The sequence below is a fragment of the Sphingomonas sp. TX0543 genome (genome assembly GCF_048565505.1).
In the GTDB taxonomy this organism is placed as follows: domain Bacteria; phylum Pseudomonadota; class Alphaproteobacteria; order Sphingomonadales; family Sphingomonadaceae; genus Sphingomonas.
Genome location: NZ_JBLZUS010000002.1, coordinates 790,089 through 810,292, shown reverse-complemented (window position 1 = coordinate 810,292; position 20,204 = coordinate 790,089). Strand labels below are relative to the sequence as shown.

General features: G+C 63.1%; 20 protein-coding genes and 1 pseudogene. 11 read left to right on the top strand and 10 right to left on the bottom strand.

The genetic code is table 11. The annotated features are described in order from the left end of the window. Nucleotides 1–7: 7 nt before the first annotated feature. The gene (moaB, locus tag ACM61V_RS04550; RefSeq protein ID WP_419713836.1) at nucleotides 8–577 is read right to left on the bottom strand and encodes a molybdenum cofactor biosynthesis protein B; all 570 of its coding nucleotides are present in this window, start codon (nucleotides 575–577) and stop codon (nucleotides 8–10) included. A 203-nt stretch (nucleotides 578–780) separates the two neighbouring features. Here moaB and ACM61V_RS04545 point away from each other — a divergent pair, with 203 nt between their 5' ends. From ACM61V_RS04545 to ACM61V_RS04510, 8 genes and pseudogenes are all read left to right on the top strand, one after another. Beyond that, nucleotides 781–1,026, top strand: a complete 246-nt coding sequence (locus ACM61V_RS04545) for a MoaD/ThiS family protein (RefSeq protein ID WP_419713835.1) — start codon at nucleotides 781–783, stop codon at nucleotides 1,024–1,026. 2 nt (nucleotides 1,027–1,028) lie between these two features. Next, nucleotides 1,029–1,481, top strand: coding sequence for a molybdenum cofactor biosynthesis protein MoaE (locus ACM61V_RS04540; RefSeq protein WP_419713834.1), 453 nt, complete (start codon nucleotides 1,029–1,031; stop codon nucleotides 1,479–1,481). Next, complete coding sequence (gene moaC / locus ACM61V_RS04535; protein WP_419713833.1) at nucleotides 1,478–1,954, top strand: cyclic pyranopterin monophosphate synthase MoaC; 477 nt, start codon at nucleotides 1,478–1,480, stop codon at nucleotides 1,952–1,954. Before ACM61V_RS04540 ends, moaC begins: the two co-directional genes overlap by 4 nt. Further along, nucleotides 1,951–3,123, top strand: a complete 1,173-nt coding sequence (locus ACM61V_RS04530; RefSeq protein WP_419713832.1) for a molybdopterin molybdotransferase MoeA — start codon at nucleotides 1,951–1,953, stop codon at nucleotides 3,121–3,123. The genes moaC and ACM61V_RS04530 overlap by 4 nt, the downstream gene beginning before the upstream one ends. Before the next feature lie 8 nt (nucleotides 3,124–3,131). After that, a pseudogene (locus tag ACM61V_RS04525) lies at nucleotides 3,132–3,395 on the top strand (radical SAM protein); the annotation flags it as partial. A gap of 118 nt (nucleotides 3,396–3,513) precedes the next feature. After that, nucleotides 3,514–4,770: an IS21 family transposase gene (gene istA, locus ACM61V_RS04520; RefSeq protein WP_419713831.1), complete on the top strand. Its 1,257-nt coding sequence runs from the start codon at nucleotides 3,514–3,516 to the stop codon at nucleotides 4,768–4,770. Beyond that, entirely contained in the window at nucleotides 4,767–5,621 is an 855-nt protein-coding gene (gene istB, locus ACM61V_RS04515) for an IS21-like element helper ATPase IstB (protein ID WP_419713830.1), read from the top strand. Before istA (ACM61V_RS04520) ends, istB (ACM61V_RS04515) begins: the two co-directional genes overlap by 4 nt. 86 nt (nucleotides 5,622–5,707) lie before the next feature. Beyond that, complete coding sequence (locus ACM61V_RS04510; protein ID WP_419714245.1) at nucleotides 5,708–6,445, top strand: GTP 3',8-cyclase MoaA; 738 nt, start codon at nucleotides 5,708–5,710, stop codon at nucleotides 6,443–6,445. Here the strand turns inward: ACM61V_RS04510 and ACM61V_RS04505 are convergent. Both ACM61V_RS04505 and ACM61V_RS04500 read right to left on the bottom strand, forming a co-directional pair. Continuing rightward, on the bottom strand, nucleotides 6,432–7,442 hold the full coding sequence (locus ACM61V_RS04505) for an XdhC family protein (protein ID WP_419713829.1): 1,011 nt from the start codon (nucleotides 7,440–7,442) through the stop codon (nucleotides 6,432–6,434). The genes ACM61V_RS04510 and ACM61V_RS04505 overlap by 14 nt on opposite strands. Continuing rightward, nucleotides 7,439–8,050: a nucleotidyltransferase family protein gene (locus tag ACM61V_RS04500; protein WP_419713828.1), complete on the bottom strand. Its 612-nt coding sequence runs from the start codon at nucleotides 8,048–8,050 to the stop codon at nucleotides 7,439–7,441. The genes ACM61V_RS04505 and ACM61V_RS04500 overlap by 4 nt, the downstream gene beginning before the upstream one ends. A gap of 72 nt (nucleotides 8,051–8,122) precedes the next feature. Here ACM61V_RS04500 and ACM61V_RS04495 point away from each other — a divergent pair, with 72 nt between their 5' ends. Then, a complete protein-coding gene (locus tag ACM61V_RS04495; RefSeq protein WP_419714244.1) occupies nucleotides 8,123–8,485 on the top strand; it encodes a winged helix-turn-helix domain-containing protein in 363 nt (120 codons plus the stop codon). Nucleotides 8,486–8,753: 268 nt separating this feature from the next. Here the strand turns inward: ACM61V_RS04495 and ACM61V_RS04490 are convergent, their stop codons facing one another. After that, nucleotides 8,754–9,284 (bottom strand): hypothetical protein, encoded by a 531-nt coding sequence (locus ACM61V_RS04490; protein WP_419713827.1) that lies wholly within the window; start codon nucleotides 9,282–9,284, stop codon nucleotides 8,754–8,756. Nucleotides 9,285–9,655: 371 nt separating this feature from the next. Between ACM61V_RS04490 and ACM61V_RS04485 the strand changes: the two genes are divergently transcribed. After that, nucleotides 9,656–10,825, top strand: coding sequence for an MFS transporter (locus tag ACM61V_RS04485; protein WP_419713826.1), 1,170 nt, complete (start codon nucleotides 9,656–9,658; stop codon nucleotides 10,823–10,825). A 177-nt stretch (nucleotides 10,826–11,002) separates the two neighbouring features. After that, nucleotides 11,003–12,409, top strand: a complete 1,407-nt coding sequence (locus ACM61V_RS04480; RefSeq protein ID WP_419713825.1) for an NAD(P)/FAD-dependent oxidoreductase — start codon at nucleotides 11,003–11,005, stop codon at nucleotides 12,407–12,409. 152 nt (nucleotides 12,410–12,561) lie between these two features. Here ACM61V_RS04480 and ACM61V_RS04475 read toward each other — a convergent pair whose 3' ends face one another. From ACM61V_RS04475 to ACM61V_RS04450, 6 genes are all read right to left on the bottom strand, one after another. After that, entirely contained in the window at nucleotides 12,562–14,646 is a 2,085-nt protein-coding gene (locus ACM61V_RS04475) for an FAD-dependent oxidoreductase (RefSeq protein WP_419713824.1), read from the bottom strand. 108 nt (nucleotides 14,647–14,754) lie between these two features. Beyond that, on the bottom strand, nucleotides 14,755–15,534 hold the full coding sequence (gene istB / locus ACM61V_RS04470; RefSeq protein ID WP_006955904.1) for an IS21-like element ISRsp3 family helper ATPase IstB: 780 nt from the start codon (nucleotides 15,532–15,534) through the stop codon (nucleotides 14,755–14,757). Continuing rightward, complete coding sequence (gene istA / locus ACM61V_RS04465; RefSeq protein ID WP_032490240.1) at nucleotides 15,524–17,044, bottom strand: IS21-like element ISRsp3 family transposase; 1,521 nt, start codon at nucleotides 17,042–17,044, stop codon at nucleotides 15,524–15,526. Before istA (ACM61V_RS04465) ends, istB (ACM61V_RS04470) begins: the two co-directional genes overlap by 11 nt. 170 nt (nucleotides 17,045–17,214) lie before the next feature. Next, a complete protein-coding gene (locus ACM61V_RS04460) occupies nucleotides 17,215–18,510 on the bottom strand; it encodes an NAD(P)/FAD-dependent oxidoreductase (protein ID WP_137787703.1) in 1,296 nt (431 codons plus the stop codon). Between the two features lie 66 nt (nucleotides 18,511–18,576). Then, entirely contained in the window at nucleotides 18,577–18,993 is a 417-nt protein-coding gene (locus tag ACM61V_RS04455) for a RidA family protein (RefSeq protein ID WP_137787704.1), read from the bottom strand. A gap of 64 nt (nucleotides 18,994–19,057) precedes the next feature. Then, nucleotides 19,058–20,197, bottom strand: a complete 1,140-nt coding sequence (locus tag ACM61V_RS04450; RefSeq protein ID WP_137787705.1) for a tyramine oxidase subunit B — start codon at nucleotides 20,195–20,197, stop codon at nucleotides 19,058–19,060. Nucleotides 20,198–20,204: the final 7 nt, after the last annotated feature.

Genomic DNA, 20,204 nt, shown 5'->3' with positions numbered 1-20,204 from the left:
TATAGGATCACCCGGGCTGACGGGGGCTCGCGACGTCCTCACCCAGCCGGGGCATCATGTCGACAAGGTTGCATGGGCGGTGCCGGCTGTCGAGCTGCGGTGCGATGACCTTCTCCCAGCCATCGCGGACCGCACCATTGGAGCCCGGAAGGCAGAACACGTAGGTCGTGCCGACCAGGCCGGCGGTCGCACGGCTCGCCATGGTGGACAACCCCACGCTCTGATAGCTCACGAGGTGGAAGACGACCGCAAAGCCCTCGATCCGCTTGTCGAACAAAGGTTCGACGGCCTCCGGCGTGACGTCGCGTCCGGACAGGCCGGTGCCACCCGTCGTGATCACGACGTCGACGTCGTCCCGGGTGCACCAGACCCTAACCGTTTCGGCAATCCCGGCCGCGTCGTCGGAGACTATGGTACGACCGGCGATCACATGTCCCGCACTTTCGACCATGGCTTCGAGAAGGTCACCGCTCGAATCCGTGGCCAGCGTCCGGGTGTCGGAGACGGTGAGAAGGGCTACCCTGACCACCTTCGCCTCACCTTCGCCGATCCGTCCACCCGCGATCACTCCGCTCATGCCGTTCTCCGTTCCTCCGCAAAACCGGGAGCTCCGCCTGCCGGGCGGATCCGGCAGCGGGGCTGCCCGCGACGTAGCCAGTGGGCCCCCACAAGGCTAGTGCGGTGCTTGGTCGGTCCATACCGTGCGTTGGACCGGGCAACGTTGTTGGCGGTCTCCGCCTGCGGAGGCCCCTTCGGCCTGTGGCGCGTTGAGGTGTGACGATGGGTATGGTGAAGGTGCGGTTCTTTGGTCGCTTCGCGGAGGAGATCGCGCGTAGCGTCGAGATGCCTATCGAGTGCGGGATGACGGTCGCAGGCCTGCGCGAGGCGCTCGCCTCACGTTTCGGCGCCGACCAACTCCTCGGTGCACGCGTGCTCGCCGCCGTCGACGACCGCATCGTCCATGACGATCTCGTGCTGCTCAGCGGTCAGGCAGTGGATCTTCTCGCGCCACTGTCGGGGGGCTGAAGGTGATCAACCTGACCAAGGCGCCGATTGATCCGCCCAAGCTGCTGGGCGCGATTCTCGATCGCTCGGCCGGCGCCGGCGCGGTGGTCAGCTTCTGCGGCGTGGCGAGGCCCTTAGCGAACGGGACGCAGGTCACTGGACTCGTGCTCCACGTTCACCCGACGCTTACATGCTCGTCGATCGAGGAAATCGTTGCCGACGCGCGCGGCCGCTTCGCGATAACGGATGCGAGCGTGGTTCACCGCTTTGGGACGATATCTCCAGGCGAGACGGTTGTGTTCGTCGCGGCGGCTGCCGCTCACCGGCGGGCGGCGTTCGGCGCGGCGGACTACATGATGGACCGTCTGAAGTCCGAAGCGGTGTTCTGGAAACAGGAACTGGGTGCCGGAGGTAGCCGCTGGATCGAGCCAAGCGAGGCCGACCGATTTGACCTCGCGCGGTGGAGCGTGACGTGAGTGACCTAAGCCATCTCGACGCGCAGGGCCGTGCGCGCATGGTCGACGTCGGCGACAAGCCGGTGACCCACCGAGTAGCGAAGGCCACGGGATGGTTGCGTTGCCTGCCCGATACGCTGACTCTCGTAGCCGACGGCCGCGCGCCCAAAGGCTCTGTAGTCGCAACCGCCGAACTCGCCGGGGTGATGGCTGCAAAGCGCACGGCGGACCTGATCCCGCTATGTCATCCGCTTCCCTTGACCAAAATCGCGGTCACCATCAAGGCCGACGCAGGCCTTCCGGGCTTCCAGCTCGAGGCCGAGGTGCGCACCGCCGCCAGAACCGGCGTCGAGATGGAAGCGATGACCGCAATTTCGGTGGCATGCCTCACGCTGTTCGACATGCTCAAAGCTGTAGACCGGTCAATGGAGATCGGAGGGATCAGCGTGGCGGCCAAGTCTGGCGGAAGCGCCGGCGCTTGGAGCAGGCCATGATCACGTATGATGAGGCGCTTGCGCGCGTCACTGCGGCTGCCCGTCGGCTGGGCGCCGAAGAAGTGACGCTCGATAGCGCGCACGGCCGCTTCCTGGCCGCTCCCGTGCTGGCTGCCGTCGATGCGCCGCCCGTCGACGTTTCCGCGATGGATGGCTATGCCGTGTGCGGCACTGGGGACGCCTTCGAGATATTGGGCGCGAGCTATCCAGGCACGCCGCACGAAGGGGACATCGGTCCGGGCGAGTGTGTGCGGATTTTCACCGGGGCGGCAGTGCCTGCGGGCGCCGACCGCGTGGTCGTCCAGGAGATCGTGGATCGGAACGCAGACCGCGCGCTTGTCCGGAAGTCGCCCGCTGGTCCAGACTTCATACGACGACGCGGGGCTGATTTTCGGAAGGGGCAGCAGCTGCTCCTTGCTGGCGACAGGCTGACCCCACGCGCGCTAGTCGTGACGGCGGGGGCCGACCTCGGTCGCGTGAGCGTCGGCAAGATACCACGCGTACGCGTCCTGGCCACGGGCGACGAACTCGTGCGACCTGGCGAGGCGCACTCGCGGCAGGGCATGATCCCCGAAAGCGTCTCTCAGGGGTTGGCTGCTCTGATCGCAACTTATGGTGGAGCGTGCGGTCCGGGCACCATGGTGTGCGACGATCGAAAGGAAACAATAGCGGCCGCCCAAACGGCGCTGTCGGACGCCGACCTGGTCGTCGTGGTCGGGGGCGCCTCGGTCGGCGAGAGAGATTTCGCCAAGTCGGCCTTTGCGGCGATGGGAATCGAGCTGTCGTTCAGTGGCGTCGCCATGCGGCCGGGCAGGCCGATATGGATGGGCTCGGTCGGAGAGACGCTCGTGATGGGGCTACCAGGCAATCCGACGTCCGCCTACGTGACGGCTAGGTTGCTGCTCGCGCCGCTCGTTCAGGGTTTGGCGGGTGGTCGATCCGCAGACGCGGTCCGCTGGCGCTCTGCTACCTTGGGCGAGGGTCTGCCCGGGTGCGGAAGTCGCGAGACCTTCACGCGTGCCGTCTGCCGGGATGGCGTAGTAGCCGCCTTGCCTTACCAGGATTCTGGCGCTCAGCTGACGCTCGCGTCCGCCGATGTACTCTTGCGCCAGGCCGCGGACAGCGGCCCGTTGCTGGCCGGCGACGCCGTGCAGATGCTCGCGCTGTGAGCGCCCCGCTGATCGATGGCTTCGGCCGCCAGATCGATTACGTCCGGCTGTCGGTGACCGACCGGTGCGACCTGCGGTGCCGCTATTGCATGCCGGAGGCGATGACCTTCCTACCTCGCGCCGACCTGCTCACGCTTGAAGAACTCGTCGAACTCGCCCGTCACTTCGTTCGGCGTGGCGTGCGCAGAATCCGCCTTACGGGAGGCGAGCCGCTCGTCCGCAAAAACGTCGAATGGCTCGCAAGTGTCAGTGGGCGTGTAATTCTCCGCGGATGTGGGCTTTGAAAATTCCCTGATTGTTGGGCCTGGTTGCCCAATGAGCCGGGGTTAACCCCGGCTCATTGGGCAACGCCAAAATCGGCGCGATGACCTCCTGCGGGAGGCGGCGCTGATGATCCGACTTGGAGAAGCCATGATGATACTGGAGTTGCACCGGCAGGGGCTGTCGGTGACGGCGATCGCCCGCCGGACGGGCCGTGATCCCAAGACCGTTCGCAAATACATCGAGCGCGGCGTCGAGGTGCCGGTTTACGGCCCCCGCAAGGCCGGGCGGCCGAGCAAGATCGCGCCCTACATGGAGTTCCTGCGCGAGCGCGTGACGGCGTTCCCCGAGCTGACGGCCTCGCGCCTCACGCGCGAGATCAGGGAGATGGGCTATGCCGGCGCGTACACCGCGGTGAAGCGCTACCTGGCAGCAATCCGGCCCGACCATGATCCCAAGCCTTACGAGGTTCGCTTCGAGACCAAGGCCGGCGTGCAGGCCCAGGTCGACTTCGCCCGGTTCGTCGTCGAGTTCACCGACGAGCCGGGCGTGGTGCGCATCGTCTGGCTGTTCAGCCTGGTGCTGGGCTACTCGCGCCTCGTGTTCGCCCGCTATGTGCTGCATCAGGACCTGCAGACGCTGCTGCGCTGTCACATGCAGGCGTTCGAGGCGATCGATGGCGTGCCGATCGAGATCCTCTATGACCGGATGAAGACCGCGGTCACCGGCGAGGACGACCAGGGCCACATCGTCTACAACACCTCGCTGCTGGCGCTGGCGAAGCACTACCGGTTCCAGCCCCGGGCGTGCCGGCCCTATCGCGCCAAGACGAAGGGGAAAGTTGAGCGGCCGTTCCGCTACATCCGCGAGGACTTCTTCCTGGGCCGATCCTTCCGCAACATGGAGGACCTCAACGCCCAGCTCGTCGAGTGGCTCGACACGGTGGCCAATGTCCGGGTGCACGGCACGACGCAGCGCGTGGTGGCCGAGGCCTTCGCCGAGGAGCAGGGAGAACTGCAGCGGCTGCCCGAACACCGCTTCAACGCCGTGCTGAAGCTCGAGCGGCGGGTTACCCATGACGGCTTTGTGGCGGTCGGCGGCAACTTCTACAGCGTGCCTGACCGCACGCGCCGCATCGTCGAGGTCGAGCAGCTACCGGACGTAGTCCGGGTAATCGATCGCGGCGTTGTGGTTGCTGAGCACCCTGTGCTCGAAGGACGCCTCCAGTATCGCATCGACCGGCGTCATCGCACCGGAAGGCCTCAATCACGGCCACAGGAACGGCGCACGACGATGATCGGCCGGCTCGGTGACCATGTGCCGCTGCGCTCGCTGGCGGTTTATGAAGCCATTGGCGCGAGCCTGGCGATGGAAGGACGGCCATGAACGGCGCGGCACCATCCTCGCGCGTCGACTCGATCCGCCGCAGCCTGGTCAGCCTCAAGATGCCGCGGGCGCTTGAGATCCTCGACGCGACCTTGCGACGCATCGAGCAGGGCCAGATCGACGGCATCGAGGCGCTCGACGATCTGCTCGGCGAGGAGCTGTCTCTGCGCGAGAACCGCCGAATCAAGGCGGCCCTGCGCATGGCGCGGCTGCCCGTCGTCAAGACGCTCGCCGGCTACGACTTCTCGTTCCAGCCCTCGCTCGACCGCAACCGCATCCTGGCGCTCGCCGGCCTCGACTTCATCGAGCGCGCCGAGGTCGTCCATCTGCTGGGCCCGCCCGGCACCGGGAAAAGCCACATCGCGACCGCGCTGGCGGTCGAGGCCGTGCGCGCCGGCAAGGCGGTCTACTTCATCCCGCTGGCTGATCTGATCGCCCAGCTCGCCAAGGCCGAGCGCGAGGGCACGCTTCGCGAGAAGATCCGCTTCCTCACCAGAGCGTCGCTGCTCGTCGTCGACGAGATCGGTTACCTGCCGGTCACACCCGGCGGCGCGAACCTGTTCTTCCAGCTGGTCAACGCCCGCTACGAAAAGGGCGCCATGATCCTCACCTCTAACCGCGGCTTCGCCGAATGGGGCGAGGTCTTCGGCGATGCCGTCGTGGCGACGGCGCTGCTCGACAGGCTGCTGCACCACGCCGTCGTCATCCAGATCGAGGGCTCCAGCTACAGGATGCGCGAGCACGCCGCGCTGGTGCCCGAAAACGTCCGCGCCGGCGTCACGTTCAATCCACCGCCAAAGCGTCGCGGCCGCCCGCCAACGAAAGGAAAACCCGATCCCGAATACGGCTGATCACCGCATAGCTCAAACCGCCAGCATAGGGAATTTTAAGCGCCCACATCTGCGGAAAGTTCGGGGCCCTTTGACACGCAAGCGAGATCGGCGGTCTCATCGGTCATGGGCTCGCCGAGCTGACCCTCACCACCAACGGGACGCTGTTGGCTGGAAAGGCGGCTGCGCTGCATGCCGCAGGTGTGCGGAGGATCAATGTCAGCCTGGACAGTCTCGACGCGGAACGCTTCGCTGCGATCACGCGGAGGGATGTGCTACCCTCCGTGATCGAGGGACTGGACGCGGCGCGCGGGGCTGGGCTCGCCGTGCGGATCAACACGGTCGCCATGCGCGGCGTGAACGGTGACGAGATCGGGTCCATCCTGCGATGGTGCGGCGAGCAGGGATTCGATCTGTGCCTCATAGAGACAATGCCGCTCGGATCGGTCGACGACAACAGGACGGACCGATTTCTGCCGCTGACCGAGGTCGAGGCGAGGCTGGCGGAAGAGTTCACGCTGACGCCATCGGCCCACCGCACCGCGGGGCCGGCGCGCTACTTTGACGTTAGGGAGACGTGTGGCCGCCTCGGTCTGATTACTCCGCTGACGAGTAACTTCTGCGCCGGCTGCAACCGTGTGCGGGTTACCGCGACGGGAACAGTGTTCGGTTGCTTGGGCCACGACCAGCGGATCGAGTTCCGCGACATCCTGCGGGACGGGAGGGAGGCCGATATCGATCGTGCCTTCGACCTCTTGCTAGCCGGTAAGCCGCGTCGCCACGATTTCGACCAGCAAGCCGCTCGACCGGCGGTCGCGCGCCACATGAGCGTCACGGGCGGCTGACCGCAGCTTTATACCCTTGCTGGCGTTGCAGGCGTTTTTCACCGTTACCAAGGGCGACTTCGCGTTCCACGAGAAGGGCCTCGTAGATCGCTACGATCTGGCCAAGGACCGAGAGTGCAAGCGTGTCAGGATCGCGGACGGCCGGAATGAATCCAATCGGCCCTGTAAGTCTTTCCAGCGCACACTCACGCACCCCGAGTTCGCGCAGTCGCTCGAGCCGGATGGCGTGTGTGCCCCTACTTCCCATGGCTCCGACGTAGAAGTGTGGCTGCGCGAGAGCCTGCCTGAGCAGTTCGGGCTCCCAGTCGTGATCGTGGAATAGCATAACGACGGCGCTGTATTCGTCGCCCGTGAGCTGACTCGTCTTCGATGGCGTGTTGAGCACGGCAACGCGCTGGCCGCTCGATCTAATCCTCTCGGCTATGCTGCCATCGGGTGTGAGTACCATCAGCTCGGCGCCGTATGACGCGGCGAGGCCCGCCATGGCAACGGTTTCGGCACCGTGTCCGATCACGAATAAGCGGAGGTCTGGCTGATGAAGCGAGGTGAAGGTCCCAGCCCGCCAGCCCGTTCGCGCGGCGGAGGGATCACCAAGGATGAGCTTGCCATCCACATCCAGCTCCAGCGCCGCAGCGGTTCGGTCCGTGAGCGCTTGGTTGGCTCGCAGAATGACATCTTCCGGCGGATCGGGAGTGACGACGACGTCGATACCCCCGCCGCAAGGCAGACGAATGTCGAGGAATCGCGATCCGGCACCGAAGCGGATCTTCTCGGCCCGACCTTGCGCGATAACGCGGACGGCTTCACCGACGACCGCCGCCTCGACGCATCCTCCGGACAACGACCCACGCGAGGAACCCGTCTCGCTCACCGCCATGTGCATTCCGGGAGCACGGGAGGAACCGCCGATCACGTCGGTAATGGTAACTAGCGCCGTCCGTTCGCCGCGTTTGGCCGCCTCGGTGAGGAAAGTGAATATCTCCCGTGCACGCCTCACCTGCTGGGCACCGCGCCGCGCGGTAGACGGTGGTCCCCATGCGACTCCAGATCGGCCGGCACGTCGACGTCGCGCAGGATGCCCGGGTCATCGGTGTGGACTACCTTGGCGTCCGCAAGCAGCATGCGGGCTCCCCGGTCCCCAGTCAACGATCCGACTTTCGCCAGCAGCGTCCTTCCGAGCAGCACCGGATTACCCCGCTGACCGAGATATGCCGGCACGGCGGCGGGTGCGCCGCTCCTGACGACCGCGGCCAGGCGACTGGCCAATTCGCCAGGGACGTCCGGCATGTCGCCCAGGAAGACCAACGCTCCTTCGGCATCTTCGGGCAGGGCCAAGACCCCCGCGCGCAGCGATGCAGACATGCCCGCCGCCCAGTCCGATGCGATGATCATACGAACCGGCACCGAGACGGCGCTCTGGGCCACCGCCCTTCCGACCCCCTCGGCATCGGCGCCCAACACGACGATGATCTCCTTAACGGGTGCCCTGACGGCGGCGGAGAGTGCATGTTGCACGAGCGGCATGCCCCGGTGCAGCGCGGTGAGCTTTCCACCGCCGAAGCGTCTGCCCTCGCCAGCGGCGAGAAGAAGGGCGTAGAGGGCCATGAGCCTATTGTGGCATCGTGGCGCCGGCTGACAAGCACGTCTGCCCTAGGCGCCGGTTAGGGAGCGTTGTTGATGGCGATAGACGGACCCCTGAAGCTCAGCCTTCAGATCCTGCGCGGGGGTGAGCCGGCGATAGGGCCCGGCAAGGCCATTGTGCTCGAAGCGATCGGAAGGACCGGCTCCATCTCCGGCGCGGGTCGCTCCCTGGGGATGAGCTACAGGAAAATCTGGCGCCTGGTCGACGCGCTCAACGACGACTGGCGCGAGCGGGTTGTGGAAACGCAGGCCGGGCGCGGTGAGCAGAGCGGCGCGCGTCTCACTGACTTCGGCGCGGACCTTTTGGCGAGATACCGGGCGACCGAGCGGCGGACCATGGAGGCGGCGGCAGGCGCCGATCTCGACTGGCTCTTGTCGGCCACGAAGAGGGACCAATGAACCGGCTCGACCCCGAATTGAGCCACCTACCCGCCTAGAGCAGCCTATCGCCGCAGATGCTCCTTCACCGGCAGATGCTCGACCGGGAGCGCGTCCCGAAACCTTCGTCGAGACTGTCCGCCGGACCGATGCCGGTGGCGCTCTCCTGTGCGAGCCGTCGGTCGTCAAGATCACCCTCCGGCGGTTGTTCACCCGCGAACCCTAATCAGCCTCGCCTTCCCAAAAAGCTCTGTGCGGTCGCGACAGCCTAGTGGTAGTCCAAAGACGATCAATCGCCGAAGCCGCCTACTTGCCACATCTCGCGGAACACCCGCCAGCCCTTGGCCGTGCGCTTGAGCACGAACAGCTGGCGGATGGTCTCCTGCTTCGTCAACGTCGGCGGGTTCGGCTTGCAGGTCAGCACCGCGAAGACCGACGCCATGTTGCTGTCCGACGAAACGACGGTGTCCTTGACCGCGAATGCACAGCCCTTGTTTCCCGCCGGCCCGAGATAGGCAAACCAATCATCCAGGGCCTTTACGGACGACGCCAGTCCCCGCCTCGCCCCGGCGTCACCTTCGCCAGTGATGATGGCGTCCTCACTGTAGAACCGCTCGGCCAACTGCGTGGAAGTCATCCCGTCGCGATTCGCCTGATCCTGACCGGCGTAGAAGGCGACGAGTTCCTTGACGACGTCAGCCGGCGAGGCCGCGCTGCTCGGCGTCGATTGCGTTCTGGCTTGCGCAGCTCCACACCCGACCAGCGGCACTGCGCAGATCATGGAGAAAATGGCCAATCGCGCTTTCAGATACGAAGTCATACATTCTCTCCATAGATGCCGAAACTGCCGATTCTCAGTTTAATTAGGCATCTCGACAATTAAAAAAGCCCCTGCTGGGTGTCAAGACCGAATCCGACCGCGCGCGACGCGGCGACCCCACTGGCCTTTCTCATCAGAAACCGCTTAGATTTCAATAGTTTCCATTACCTTTGGGATGAAACATCTCGATCAAGCGAGTGCCCTGACGGAGCGTCGAGCGGCATATTGTAATTATTCTCCCGATGAATTACGCCCCGTTTCCAAGAGAGCTGATCGTCCACTATGTCGTCATGCCACGATCGGCTTGAATGGCATCACCTGGCCATCGGCCGAATATCAAATCGGTCGGGTTTGGATCGAGAGGCTGACAGGTGGAACATAGGCTCGGCGAACACCCCCTGATGGCGCTGACGATAGCGTGCATTCTCTATGCACTCTCGATCATCCTGATAAATATCTCCCCTTTCTTCATCGGGCTCTACGCCGATACCCTGCATATCAGCCTCAGCGAAGCCGGCTTCGTCCAGACCGTCGATCAGGCGGGTGGTGTTCTGGGTGCAGTTCTCGGGTTCCTTCTCATGCCGCGCCTTTCGTGGCGGACGCTGGCGTTCGTCGCTGCGTTGATCGCGACGATTGCGAATGGGGCGACAGCTCTGGCTGACAGTTATATCCTCCTATGTCTCGTCAGGTTCGTCGCCGGATTTGGCGTCGTTCTCCTGACGACCGTGTCAGCCTGCATCCTGGCCCGAGCGGTTGTGCCGGACCGCGCATTCGGCGCCGGGCTCACGCTCAGCATCCTCCTTTCGGCGCTTGCGATTTGGACTTTGAATGCAATACGGGTGGATTACGGCTACAGCCTCAGCCTGGCTTCGGGTGCTCTGTGGCTCGCCGTCGCAGCCGGGCTGGCCTTGTTGCTGCCACGCGACCTGCGCGGCTCGACAAGCGCGGCGAGCGCCCTGAAGCCGGAAACCGGCCAGCGCGTAAGGCTGATGTCTGGCAGGATCGGCCTGGCCGCACTGCTGCTATTTGCGACCAGCGCCAATGCAGGCTTCAGCTTTACCGAGCGGATCGGCCTGGACAACGGCCTGAATCCGGACGCCATAGCCAATTCGTTTGTGATCGCGTGCCTGTTCTCGCTCGTCGGCTGCGCGTTGCCGGCGGTGTTCGGAGCATCCGGCGGACGTATAAAATGGCTTGGTGCGACGACGATATTCTTCATCGTCGCACTTTGGCTGTTCTACATCGCGACGACGGTCACTCTATATGTCGCCGCCTTCGCTATTTACATCTCAGTGTTCAGCATGGGCCTCACATACTATATGTCCGTGGTCGCCGAGAACGACCCGGACGAACGCTACACGCGCGCGATCTACATCGTGAATGTCGTCGCACAGTCTATCGGACCTGCGATCGGCTCGATCGTCCTGATCGGATATCCTGTCTCCGTCGTGTTCCTGATAGCGCCGATACCTGCAATAGCAGCGTTGATCCTGGTGTCTTACTACACCTTGCGGCAGCGGCGCGATCCGTTGCCATCATGAGGTACGGGTCGCCTCTCCACGGCAGAGCGGCTGCTGACGTCGACATAAAGGCTTCAGTGGCATGTACCGGCAGGCAGGATTTCAATGTGGCGGCGACGCTTCCAAGGTCGGCAGCGTGCGGATGTCGAGCTCTAGGATCCCGAGGTAGATATCTTGAACATGAAGTCCGAAATCTTGATGTCTAGCAGCCCCGCTCGGCCCTCATCGCCCCCCCATGCCGGGAAATCATTCTGGATCCGCGACTTTGGCGACTATTCCGCGAATCCCGATCTGGATACGGATCTGGACTGTGACATCCTCGTGATCGGTGGTGGCATCGCGGGCCTGTCATCGGCCTGGCATGCCGCCAAGGATGGTCTGGGCAAGGTCGCCCTCATCGAAAGCGAGATCATCGGCTTCGGGGCGAGCGGACGCGCCGCGGGTTGGATCATGCCCCAGTTCGGCATGGATCAATTGTCCATCCGCAAGATATATGGCGTTGAGCGATCGAGGGCAGCCTTAGCGTACTGCCGTCGCGCGACCGCCTATACGCGCCAGGTCATCGAGCAGAACGGCATCGATAGCGATTATCGCTCTCCCGGGTTGATGCGCGTGGCTTTCGACGACCGTTGGGTGGACGATCTCCATGGCCTGTTTTCCACCTATCAGGAAATCGGCGTCGACACGGTCTCGTGGCTGACGGCGCCGGACGTGCAGGCTCATTACAACGGCAACGGCAACTTCAAGGCTGCCATCTCTGATACCGATCTCGGGTTGCTCAATCCCTGCAAGCAGGTGCGCGCGCTCAAGGGACTGGCCGAAGCGGCAGGGGTCACTATCTACGAGAACACCCCGGCCACCCATATCGAGCGAGTGTCGGGCGGAATTCGCGCGATGACGCCGGGCGGCTCGGTCCGGGCCAACAAGGTGGTTATCGCCACCAACGCCTTCACGCACCAACTGCAAGGGCCGGTCGGCCGAGACCTCGCGCGGTATCAGGCACCCGTTTTTGCCCGAGGGGCGGTGACCGAGCGGCTGTCGGACGCGCAGTGGGCGGAAATCGGCTGGAAGCAGGGCAATGCGATCGAGAGTTCGCTCGACTTGTTTCACTACATGGCACCGACCGCAGATCAGCGGATCCAGTTCTATTTCATCTACTATGGCGGCCATCCCGTTCGTCACGAGATGGAGCCAGCGGTCAGCGCCAAAGGCGGCGAGGTGTCGCTAGCGCATCTGAAACGGATATTCCCGGCACTTCGAGACGTCAGGCTCGAGCATAACTGGGGGGGACACATGTCGGGCACGCGCGACATGGTCCCACACCTGACGAGCATCGGCGATCAGCGCGTCGTCTACATCGGCGGGTGTTGGGGACATGGCCTGGCCATCAGCCACCTGCACGGCCAGACGGTCGCCGATATGTTGGCGGAACGGTCGACCGAACTCACTGATTTTTGGATCGTCGATCGCAAGCCAAAGAAGTGGCCGATGTGGCCGCTGGATTTTGCCGGCAAGCAACTCGCCTGGTCCTTTCTCAAGCGAAAGGTCCGCAGACAGATCCAAGGGTCGATCTTCGAGGGATTACAGGGCGATCTCCAGGAATAAGGATTGGTCCACGACGCACATCCGCCACGTCGCGCAAATCCTCGACTTCGAGGGTTAAGCACCCGCGTGCTCGACTGCACCCTTCCGCTCCCCAACGACCGTTCCGAAAAGACCTCCTTTTGAGGGTGGCTCAGAATTGGGAACAGCTAGGTTCAACGCCCGCTCGCGAACTGGTCCCATCCTGTCGGGTCGCGGACGAAAGGCTTCTCGATCAGATAATTTATATCACCGATCGCCTTCTGGTCCATCTCCCGGCCGAACCGGTGGCCTGAGTGCACCGCATCCGCGATCGTACCCGGCGCATAGCAGTCGCCTATCGCGTGGACGGTGAACGTCGATGAATTCTGTGATCCTGCACGCAAGTCTCGCAGCAAGGCATCGTTTGGTGAACGCATACACACCATTACGACTGTTTCGGCAGGCAGGCGGGTTGCTTTTCCGGTATAAATGCAGTGAGCCTCCACGTCGTCGTCGCTGATCTCAACCAGACGATTGGCCGTGACGAGCTTCACGCCGAGGTGGAGCAGGCGTTGGTGCACGGCCTCCCGCTCTGACGTGTATCTCAGTAGTGGTGACGGTTCTGGATCAGGGGTAAGGAGCGTGACATCCAGACCTTGCTTGGCCAGTTTCTCGGCGATAACCCCACCAAGATAATAGCCTTCATCATCGTTTATGATGATCGGCCCGTCGACCGTTCGCCCCGCGATGACTTCGTCGGGCGTAATGACATGAGGGTGATCCCAACCCTTGACGGGGAACCGGTTCGCTTTGCCGATGCCATCTCGGTCCCATGTCGAGCCCGTCGCAACGACGATTTTTGTGAAGTCGAAAATTGCTGTGTCGGAAGCCTGAATTTCGCTACCAAGATAGACATCGACATTCGTCAGTTTGTGAAGCTGGCCAATTCGATAATCCGCGACGCGCCTGTATGTTGACAGACCTGGTAGCGTCGATTCAAGTACGGACCGCCCGCCCAGAAAACCGCTCCGTTCCGAAAGAGCGACAGAATAGCCCCGCCTTCCAAGCGTCAAGGCCGCCTCGAGCCCTGCCGGGCCGCCCCCGATCACCAGAATGCGCTCGTCGGACCTCCTCGGTGGAATGCGCTCCGGATGCCAGCCGCGCCGCCACTCCTCACCGGTCGTAGGGTTCTGCGTGCAGCGGATCGCGCCACCCGTGTACTGCATGGAGAGGCACGTGTTGCAGCCAATGCATTCGCGAATATCGTCGATGCGTCCTTCTTCTATCTTTCTTGGCAGAAAGGGGTCAGCGATCGACGGACGCGCGGCGCCGATCAGGTCGACCAAGCCATTCCTGATCAGGGACACCATGCGGTCCGGCGACGTATATCTACCGACAGCGACTACAGGCTTGGTCGTCACCTGTTTCACAAAGGCAGTGAATGGCTCCTGCCAACCTTCGTCGGCGAAACGGGCGGTCATTACATCCAGGTGGATGTTCTGCACATTTACGTCCCACAAATCAGGCAATTCGGCGAGCAGTTCGACCACGCGCCGACCATCGCCACTGCAGGTGTAGCCAGCATCGCCAAGACCTTCATCGACCCCAAAGCGGACGGCGACGGCACAGTCGGAGCCGACTTCCTCCTTGGTATCCTCGATCAACTCGCGCAGCAGCCGAGCGCGGTTTTCGATGACGCCGCCATAGTCATCAGACCGGCGGTTGACCCGTTCCGTGATGAAGTCGCCGGGTAGACCCATCATGTGGCTGGCGTAAACATAGACGATGTCGAATCCGATATCGCGTGCGCGCCGGGCGGCGGCGCGGTGCCACTTCCTGACATCGGCGATGTCCTGCTTGTCCATCTGCCGGACAACAGCGGGTATATCCATCGCAGGCCGGGGAGAAGCGGACATCGGACGCTCTCGGGACATGCGGTTTCCCGCGAGGGCGCCCTGATGGGTCAGTTCGCAGCCTGCAAGTGCGCCGTGTTTCTGAACCGCCTCGACCATGAGCCGGAGTCCGGGTTTGTCATCGTCCGACCAGAGCCGTTCTCCGCCGCTTGGGGAGGAATCCGATGACGGGTGGATCATGCAGAGCTCGGTATTGACAACGCCCCATCCGCCCTCGGCCTTGATCTCCCGGAACTTTGCGGTGGCATGCGGCGAGAATGTGCCGAGCGCTGTGCAATGCGGGACTTGGTAAAAGCGGTTCTTTGTCGTCTTGGGGCCGATCTTCACGGGCTCGAAGAGGATGTCGTATCGCGGGTCACGTGTCATGCTGGATACTGTCCCTCTCTGTTGAGTTGCACTGAGAAGTGACCCGGGATTTTCATTGAGAAGTGACCCGGGTGGGCGTGGATGATGTACTGCCTGCGACGAGCAGGGTCAAGCGGGTGATTTGTCCTTTCTGGATTTTGGGGCGGCGGAACTGGCTCTGAAGCGGAAGCTGTCATTGCCGGTTTCAAGGATATGGCAATGATGCGTGAGGCGATCCAGCAGGGCGGTGGTCATTTTGGCATCGCCAAAGATACTGGACCACTCGCTGAAGCTCAGGTTGGTGGTGATAACAACGCTGGTCCGCTCATAGAGTTTGCTGAGCAGATGGAACAGCATGGCCCCGCCTGAAGGGCTGAAGGGTAGATATCCCAGCTCATCAAGGATGACGAGGTCGAGGCGCAACAGACGCTCGGCCAACTGGCCCGCTCTGTTTGCGGCCTTTTCCTGCTCCAACGCATTGACCAGATCGACGGTGGAGAAGAAGCGGATCTTTTTGCGGTGATGCTCAACCGCCTGGACGCCCAAAGCCGTCGCGATGTGGCTTTTGCCGGTGCCTGGTCCGCCGATCAGTACGACGTTGTCGGCGCTATCCATAAAGTCACCACGGTGAAGTTGACGCACGAGCGCCTCGTTGACCTCACTGACGGCAAAGTCGAAGCCTGCCAGATCCTTGTAGGCCGGGAACCGGGCTGCCTTGATCTGGTAAGCAATGGACCTGACCTCCCGCTCGGACATCTCCGCCTTGAGAAGCTGTGAGAGGATCGGAACGGCAGCATCAAAGGCTGGCGCGCCCTGCTCGATCAGATCACCAGCGGCTTGCGCCATGCCATACATTTTGAGGCCACGTAGCATGACAACCACAGCGGCGCTGGCCGGATCATGACGCATGGCGTAACGCCCTCAGCGTGTCGTAGCGTTCGACATCGGCAACAGGCTCCTGGGCGAGGCGCAGGGCCTGCGGGGCATCGATTGGGGATGCCGGTGGAGCCTTGCCATCGATCAGGCGGTGCAGAACATTGAGGATGTGGGTTTTGGTCGGCACCCCAGCTTCGAGGGCCAGTTCGACGGCGCTGAGCACAGCCTGTTCGTTATGCTGTAGAACAAGGGCGAGGATTTCGACCATCTCCCTGTCACCACCGAGCCGCTTGAGCAGATGCCCCTGCAGTTGCCGGAAGGCTTCGGGCATTTCGAGGAATGGCGCCCCATTGCGCAAAGCGCCAGGCTTGCGCTGAACAACTGCCAGATAGTGCCGCCAGTCATAGATCGTCTGCCCCGGCTTCTGGTGAGAACGGTCGATAATCCGGTTGTGCTCGCACAAGATTTGCCCCTCGGCCGCGATGACCAACCGATCAGGATAGACCCGCAGGCTCACTGGCCGGTTCGCAAAGGATGCAGGAACGCTATAGCGATTGCGCTCGAACGCGATCAGGCAGGTCGGCGACACGCGCTTGGTATGTTCGACAAAGCCATCGAAGGCCCGCCCCATCGGCATCAGGCTGATAATCTCAACGGCGTGCACATCGGCAACTGTGCCGGGGAGGACGCCATGCTGGATTTCTCCCCATTGTGCGATGCACCGCTCTTCCAACCAGGCATTGAGGGCATCAAGATCTGGGAAGTTGGGCATTGGCTGCCATAACCGTCGACGCGCATCCTGAACGTTTTTCTCGACCTGACCTTTCTCCCAGCCTGAGGCCGGATTGCAAAAATCCGTTTCGAACAGGTAGTGGCTGGCCATGGCAGCGAACCGCGCATTGACCTGTCGGACTTTGCCCTGGCCGATCCGGTCTACAGCCGTCTTCATATTGTCGAATATTCCACGCTGAGGCACGCCGCCCAGCACCCGGAAGGCCTGCGTCAGTGCGTCGAACAACATCTCGTGCGTTTGCAGCAGATAGGCTCGCGTGATGAACGCCCGACTGTGGGAGAGCTTGGTATGGGCCACCTGCAGCTTGGTAGGCCGGCCATTCAGAAGGGCGTAATCTTCACTCCAATCGAACTGAAAGGCCTCACCGGGCTGGAAGATCAGCGGTACGAATGTGCCGCGCCCACTGGTTTGCTTTTCATATTGGCGTTCGGTCTTCCACGAGCGGGCGAAGGCGGCAACACGGCTGTATGATCCCTCGTAGCCCAGCTTAACCAGATCTGCATGTAGCTGCTTGGCTGTTCGCTTCTGTTTGCGCGACTTGCCAGATTCCACCCGCAGCCACGTCGTCAGTTTTTCTGCAAACTGATCAAGCTTGCTCGGCCGTTTGGGAACCTTGAACGTCGGCTCCACCGCGTCATCGCGCAGATATTTGCGGATCGTGTTGCGCGATAATCCAGTCCGCCGCCGGATCTCGCGAATGGGGATGCCTTGCCGAAAATGCCAGCGGCGGATCACACTGAGTAGGTCCATGTCGATCACTCCGATGCCTCCTGACTGTCAGCCAGGGGCGAGGAAAACATGGGTCAATTCTCAGTGAAAACTTATAACCCTCCCGGGTCACTTCTCAGTGCAACTCAACACCTCTCCCTTGCTCGCGCGCGGTCACGCCTATCTCAGGCAACGTGCCGGTCAGCCGCCAATCATTCGAACCTTGCGAAGCGATAGGGTGCCGGATCGATAATCGGATCGGACCCCGTGAGAATGTCGGCAGCGAGCTCTCCGGCCGCCGGTGCGGTTCCGAAACCGTGCCCCGAAAAACCGGTGCAGATGACCAAGCCAGGTATCTCGGACACGTGATCGATGACCGGCAGGGAATCGGGCGTTACGTCCACCGTGCCAGCCCACACCTCCGCAACCTCGGCAGCATCGAATACAGGCCATGCCGCGCGAAGCGCGATGAACGCTTCGTCGATCGCGCCCAAGTCCACCGAGGGATCCTTCGCCCTCACCCGTTCGAAGGGAGACGGACCTTGCGGCTTCCACCGGCGCGGCAATCGCAAGTCGTCGATGAAATCCCGACCGAATGCGACACGCAGATACCGGCCCTGAGTCCTGAGCGACGATGCGTATCTGCGCCCGATGAGCAGATGATCCAACGTAATGGGCGCCTTTACCGCGCTGCGGTGGGTCACGATAAAGCCGCCGTCGGCGCGTTTGCGAAAGGAGAAATCCGGACCGCCTACCGCGATCTCGGTAGGACCCTCCATGGGTGCGGTGCGGGCCACCGAAACCGTGAGCGGAAGGACGGGCAACCCGACGCCGAGGTTGCCGAGAAAGCGCCGTGACCACAGGCCGCCCGCCAGCAGCACCGTGTCGCAGCTGATCTCCCCGCGCTCCGTCACGACCCCGGAAACCCGCCCGGCCGTGCGGACGAGCGAGCGCACGGCGCAGTTCTCGACTATGACCGCGCCCTTGTCGACCGCCGCTCGGGCGATGGCCGATGCCGCCAGTGACGGTTCCGCGCGTCCGTCGGACGGCGTGTACAGGCCGCCAGCCCAGGAGCCCCTTCCGCCCGGGACCAGTCGGTCGATCTCGTTCTGGTCTACCAGGCGAGAGTCGAGATCGAGGGAAGCCACGGAGCGCATCCAGGCCTCGTATGGCGCCATGTCCGCCTCGTTCCTTGCCAGGAACAGGATGCCCGCTTCCTGATACCCGACATCCGATCCCGTCCGCTGCCGCATGCGGCTCCAGAGACGATCGGCCGCTGCGGCAAGAGGTACATCGGCCGCGGCCCGACTGGTCTTGCGGATCCAGCCCTGGTTGCGCGAGGACTGCTCGCCAGCGACGACGCCCTTCTCGAGCACGATGACCGAGATGCCCCGCTCGCTCAGGGTCAGTGCAGCCGTCAGGCCGACAATCCCGCCACCGATGACGACGACCGCAGCGGAAGCCGGAACGGTCTCGGATGTTCGCACAGGGGTGATGTGTGGCGCCACGCGGCTACCCTTCCGATAAGTTGAAGCCGGCTTGCACCCGCCGAAGGCCGGAGAGCCCGACCACGGTCAGATCGCCTTCAATTCCACATTGCCTCTCGACGCCCCGCGATAGGCCGTCACCTCGATCTCGACCTTGTAGGCCGGGGAACTCAGCGGTGGACAGGTCAGGGTCATTGCGGGATCGATTCCGCGGAAACGGTCGCCGAACCTGGCCATGACGGCGGGCGTGTCGGAAGGATCCTGGATGTAGACACGCGCGGCGACGACATCGCCGAGGCTCGCGTCGACCGCCTGCAAGGCGCGTTCGATGTTGGCCAGGACCTGGTCCGTCTGCTCCGCGGCGTCCTCCGGTATTTCCTGGGTCGCGGGATTTCGACCTGCGGTGTTCGACACGAAGATCAGGCCGTCCACGCAAACCAGCCGCGAGTAGCTCGCCATGTCCTCGTAGCGGGAACCCGTCTTCAGCTTCACAATCTCAACCATTTAGCCTCCTGCCCTGCGCGTGGACACGACGTGCGGACCCCCGCAGCCGCATCGGCACTGCGCATCATTTCAGAACCGGCTCATCCCAAAGGTTGAGCGACTGACCGATGCCGCGCGCGACGGCGTTGCGGTACACGACGGTGCCCCAGGCAACGTCCTCGACCGGCATTCCGCCGACGGACAGGATGATGATCTCCTCGTCGTTCCGCCGGCCCGGAGCGTCGCCGGCGACGATCCGGCCGAGATCCTCGAGGTCTTCCCTGGCCATCCGTCCCTCCGCGATCATGTCCAGGAACTTCACGCCGATGATCGGGATGATGTTGTGGGCGGGCTTGGGCAGTTCATGGAACCAGGCTTCGTAGAGCCCGGTGTTGTCGAGCACCTTGCGGACGCCCTTTGCTTCCATCTCCTCGTCGATCTCACAAGTCGACGGCATGGCCAGGAAGGCACCCGGCTTCACCCATTCGCGCTTGACCAGAGGATAGGTCGCGGGATCGCCGGCGGCGCCAGAACCGCAATAGCTGACGATATCGGAACCGCGAACGAGTTCCTCGATCGAGTCGACGAGCTCCACGTTCACGATCTGCGGCATGTCCGCCTTCAACCATTCGAGGAAGCTATCGAGACTCGCCTTGCCCCGGGCCTTGATCTTGATCGTGTCGAGGTCCGGACAGACCGCACTCAGTGCCATGAGTGTCGTCTTGCCCATGACTCCCGGCCCCATGAGCCCGAAGACCCTGGAGTCCTTCCGCGCAAGATACCGCGCCCCAACACCGGGGATCGCCCCCGTCCGGTAAGCGGACAGAAGGTTCGCTGACATGTAGGCGAGCGGCGCGCCCGTATCGGCGTCGTTGAGGACGAAGGTCAGAATCGAGCGCGGCAGGCCCTTTTCCCGGTTCTCCAGGTTCGACCCATACCATTTCACACCGGCGGTCCGGAAGCGGCCACCGAGATAGGCAGGCATCGCCATGAAACGGCGGTCGGCAGTCCCCCTAGGCATTTCAGGGAACGGGGACGTCTCGGGAAACAGGATCATCGCCCCGTGGGAATCGTTGTTCGCCCCCGCCATGCGGTAATCGCCGTGCCACAACAGGCCGAACATCTCCTCCATGGTGTCGACGCACAGCGCCATGTCGGTCACGCCCGCTTTGATCATGTCCTGCTCCGACAGGTACAGGAAATCGATTCTCGCCGTCTCGGTCATCATTCCA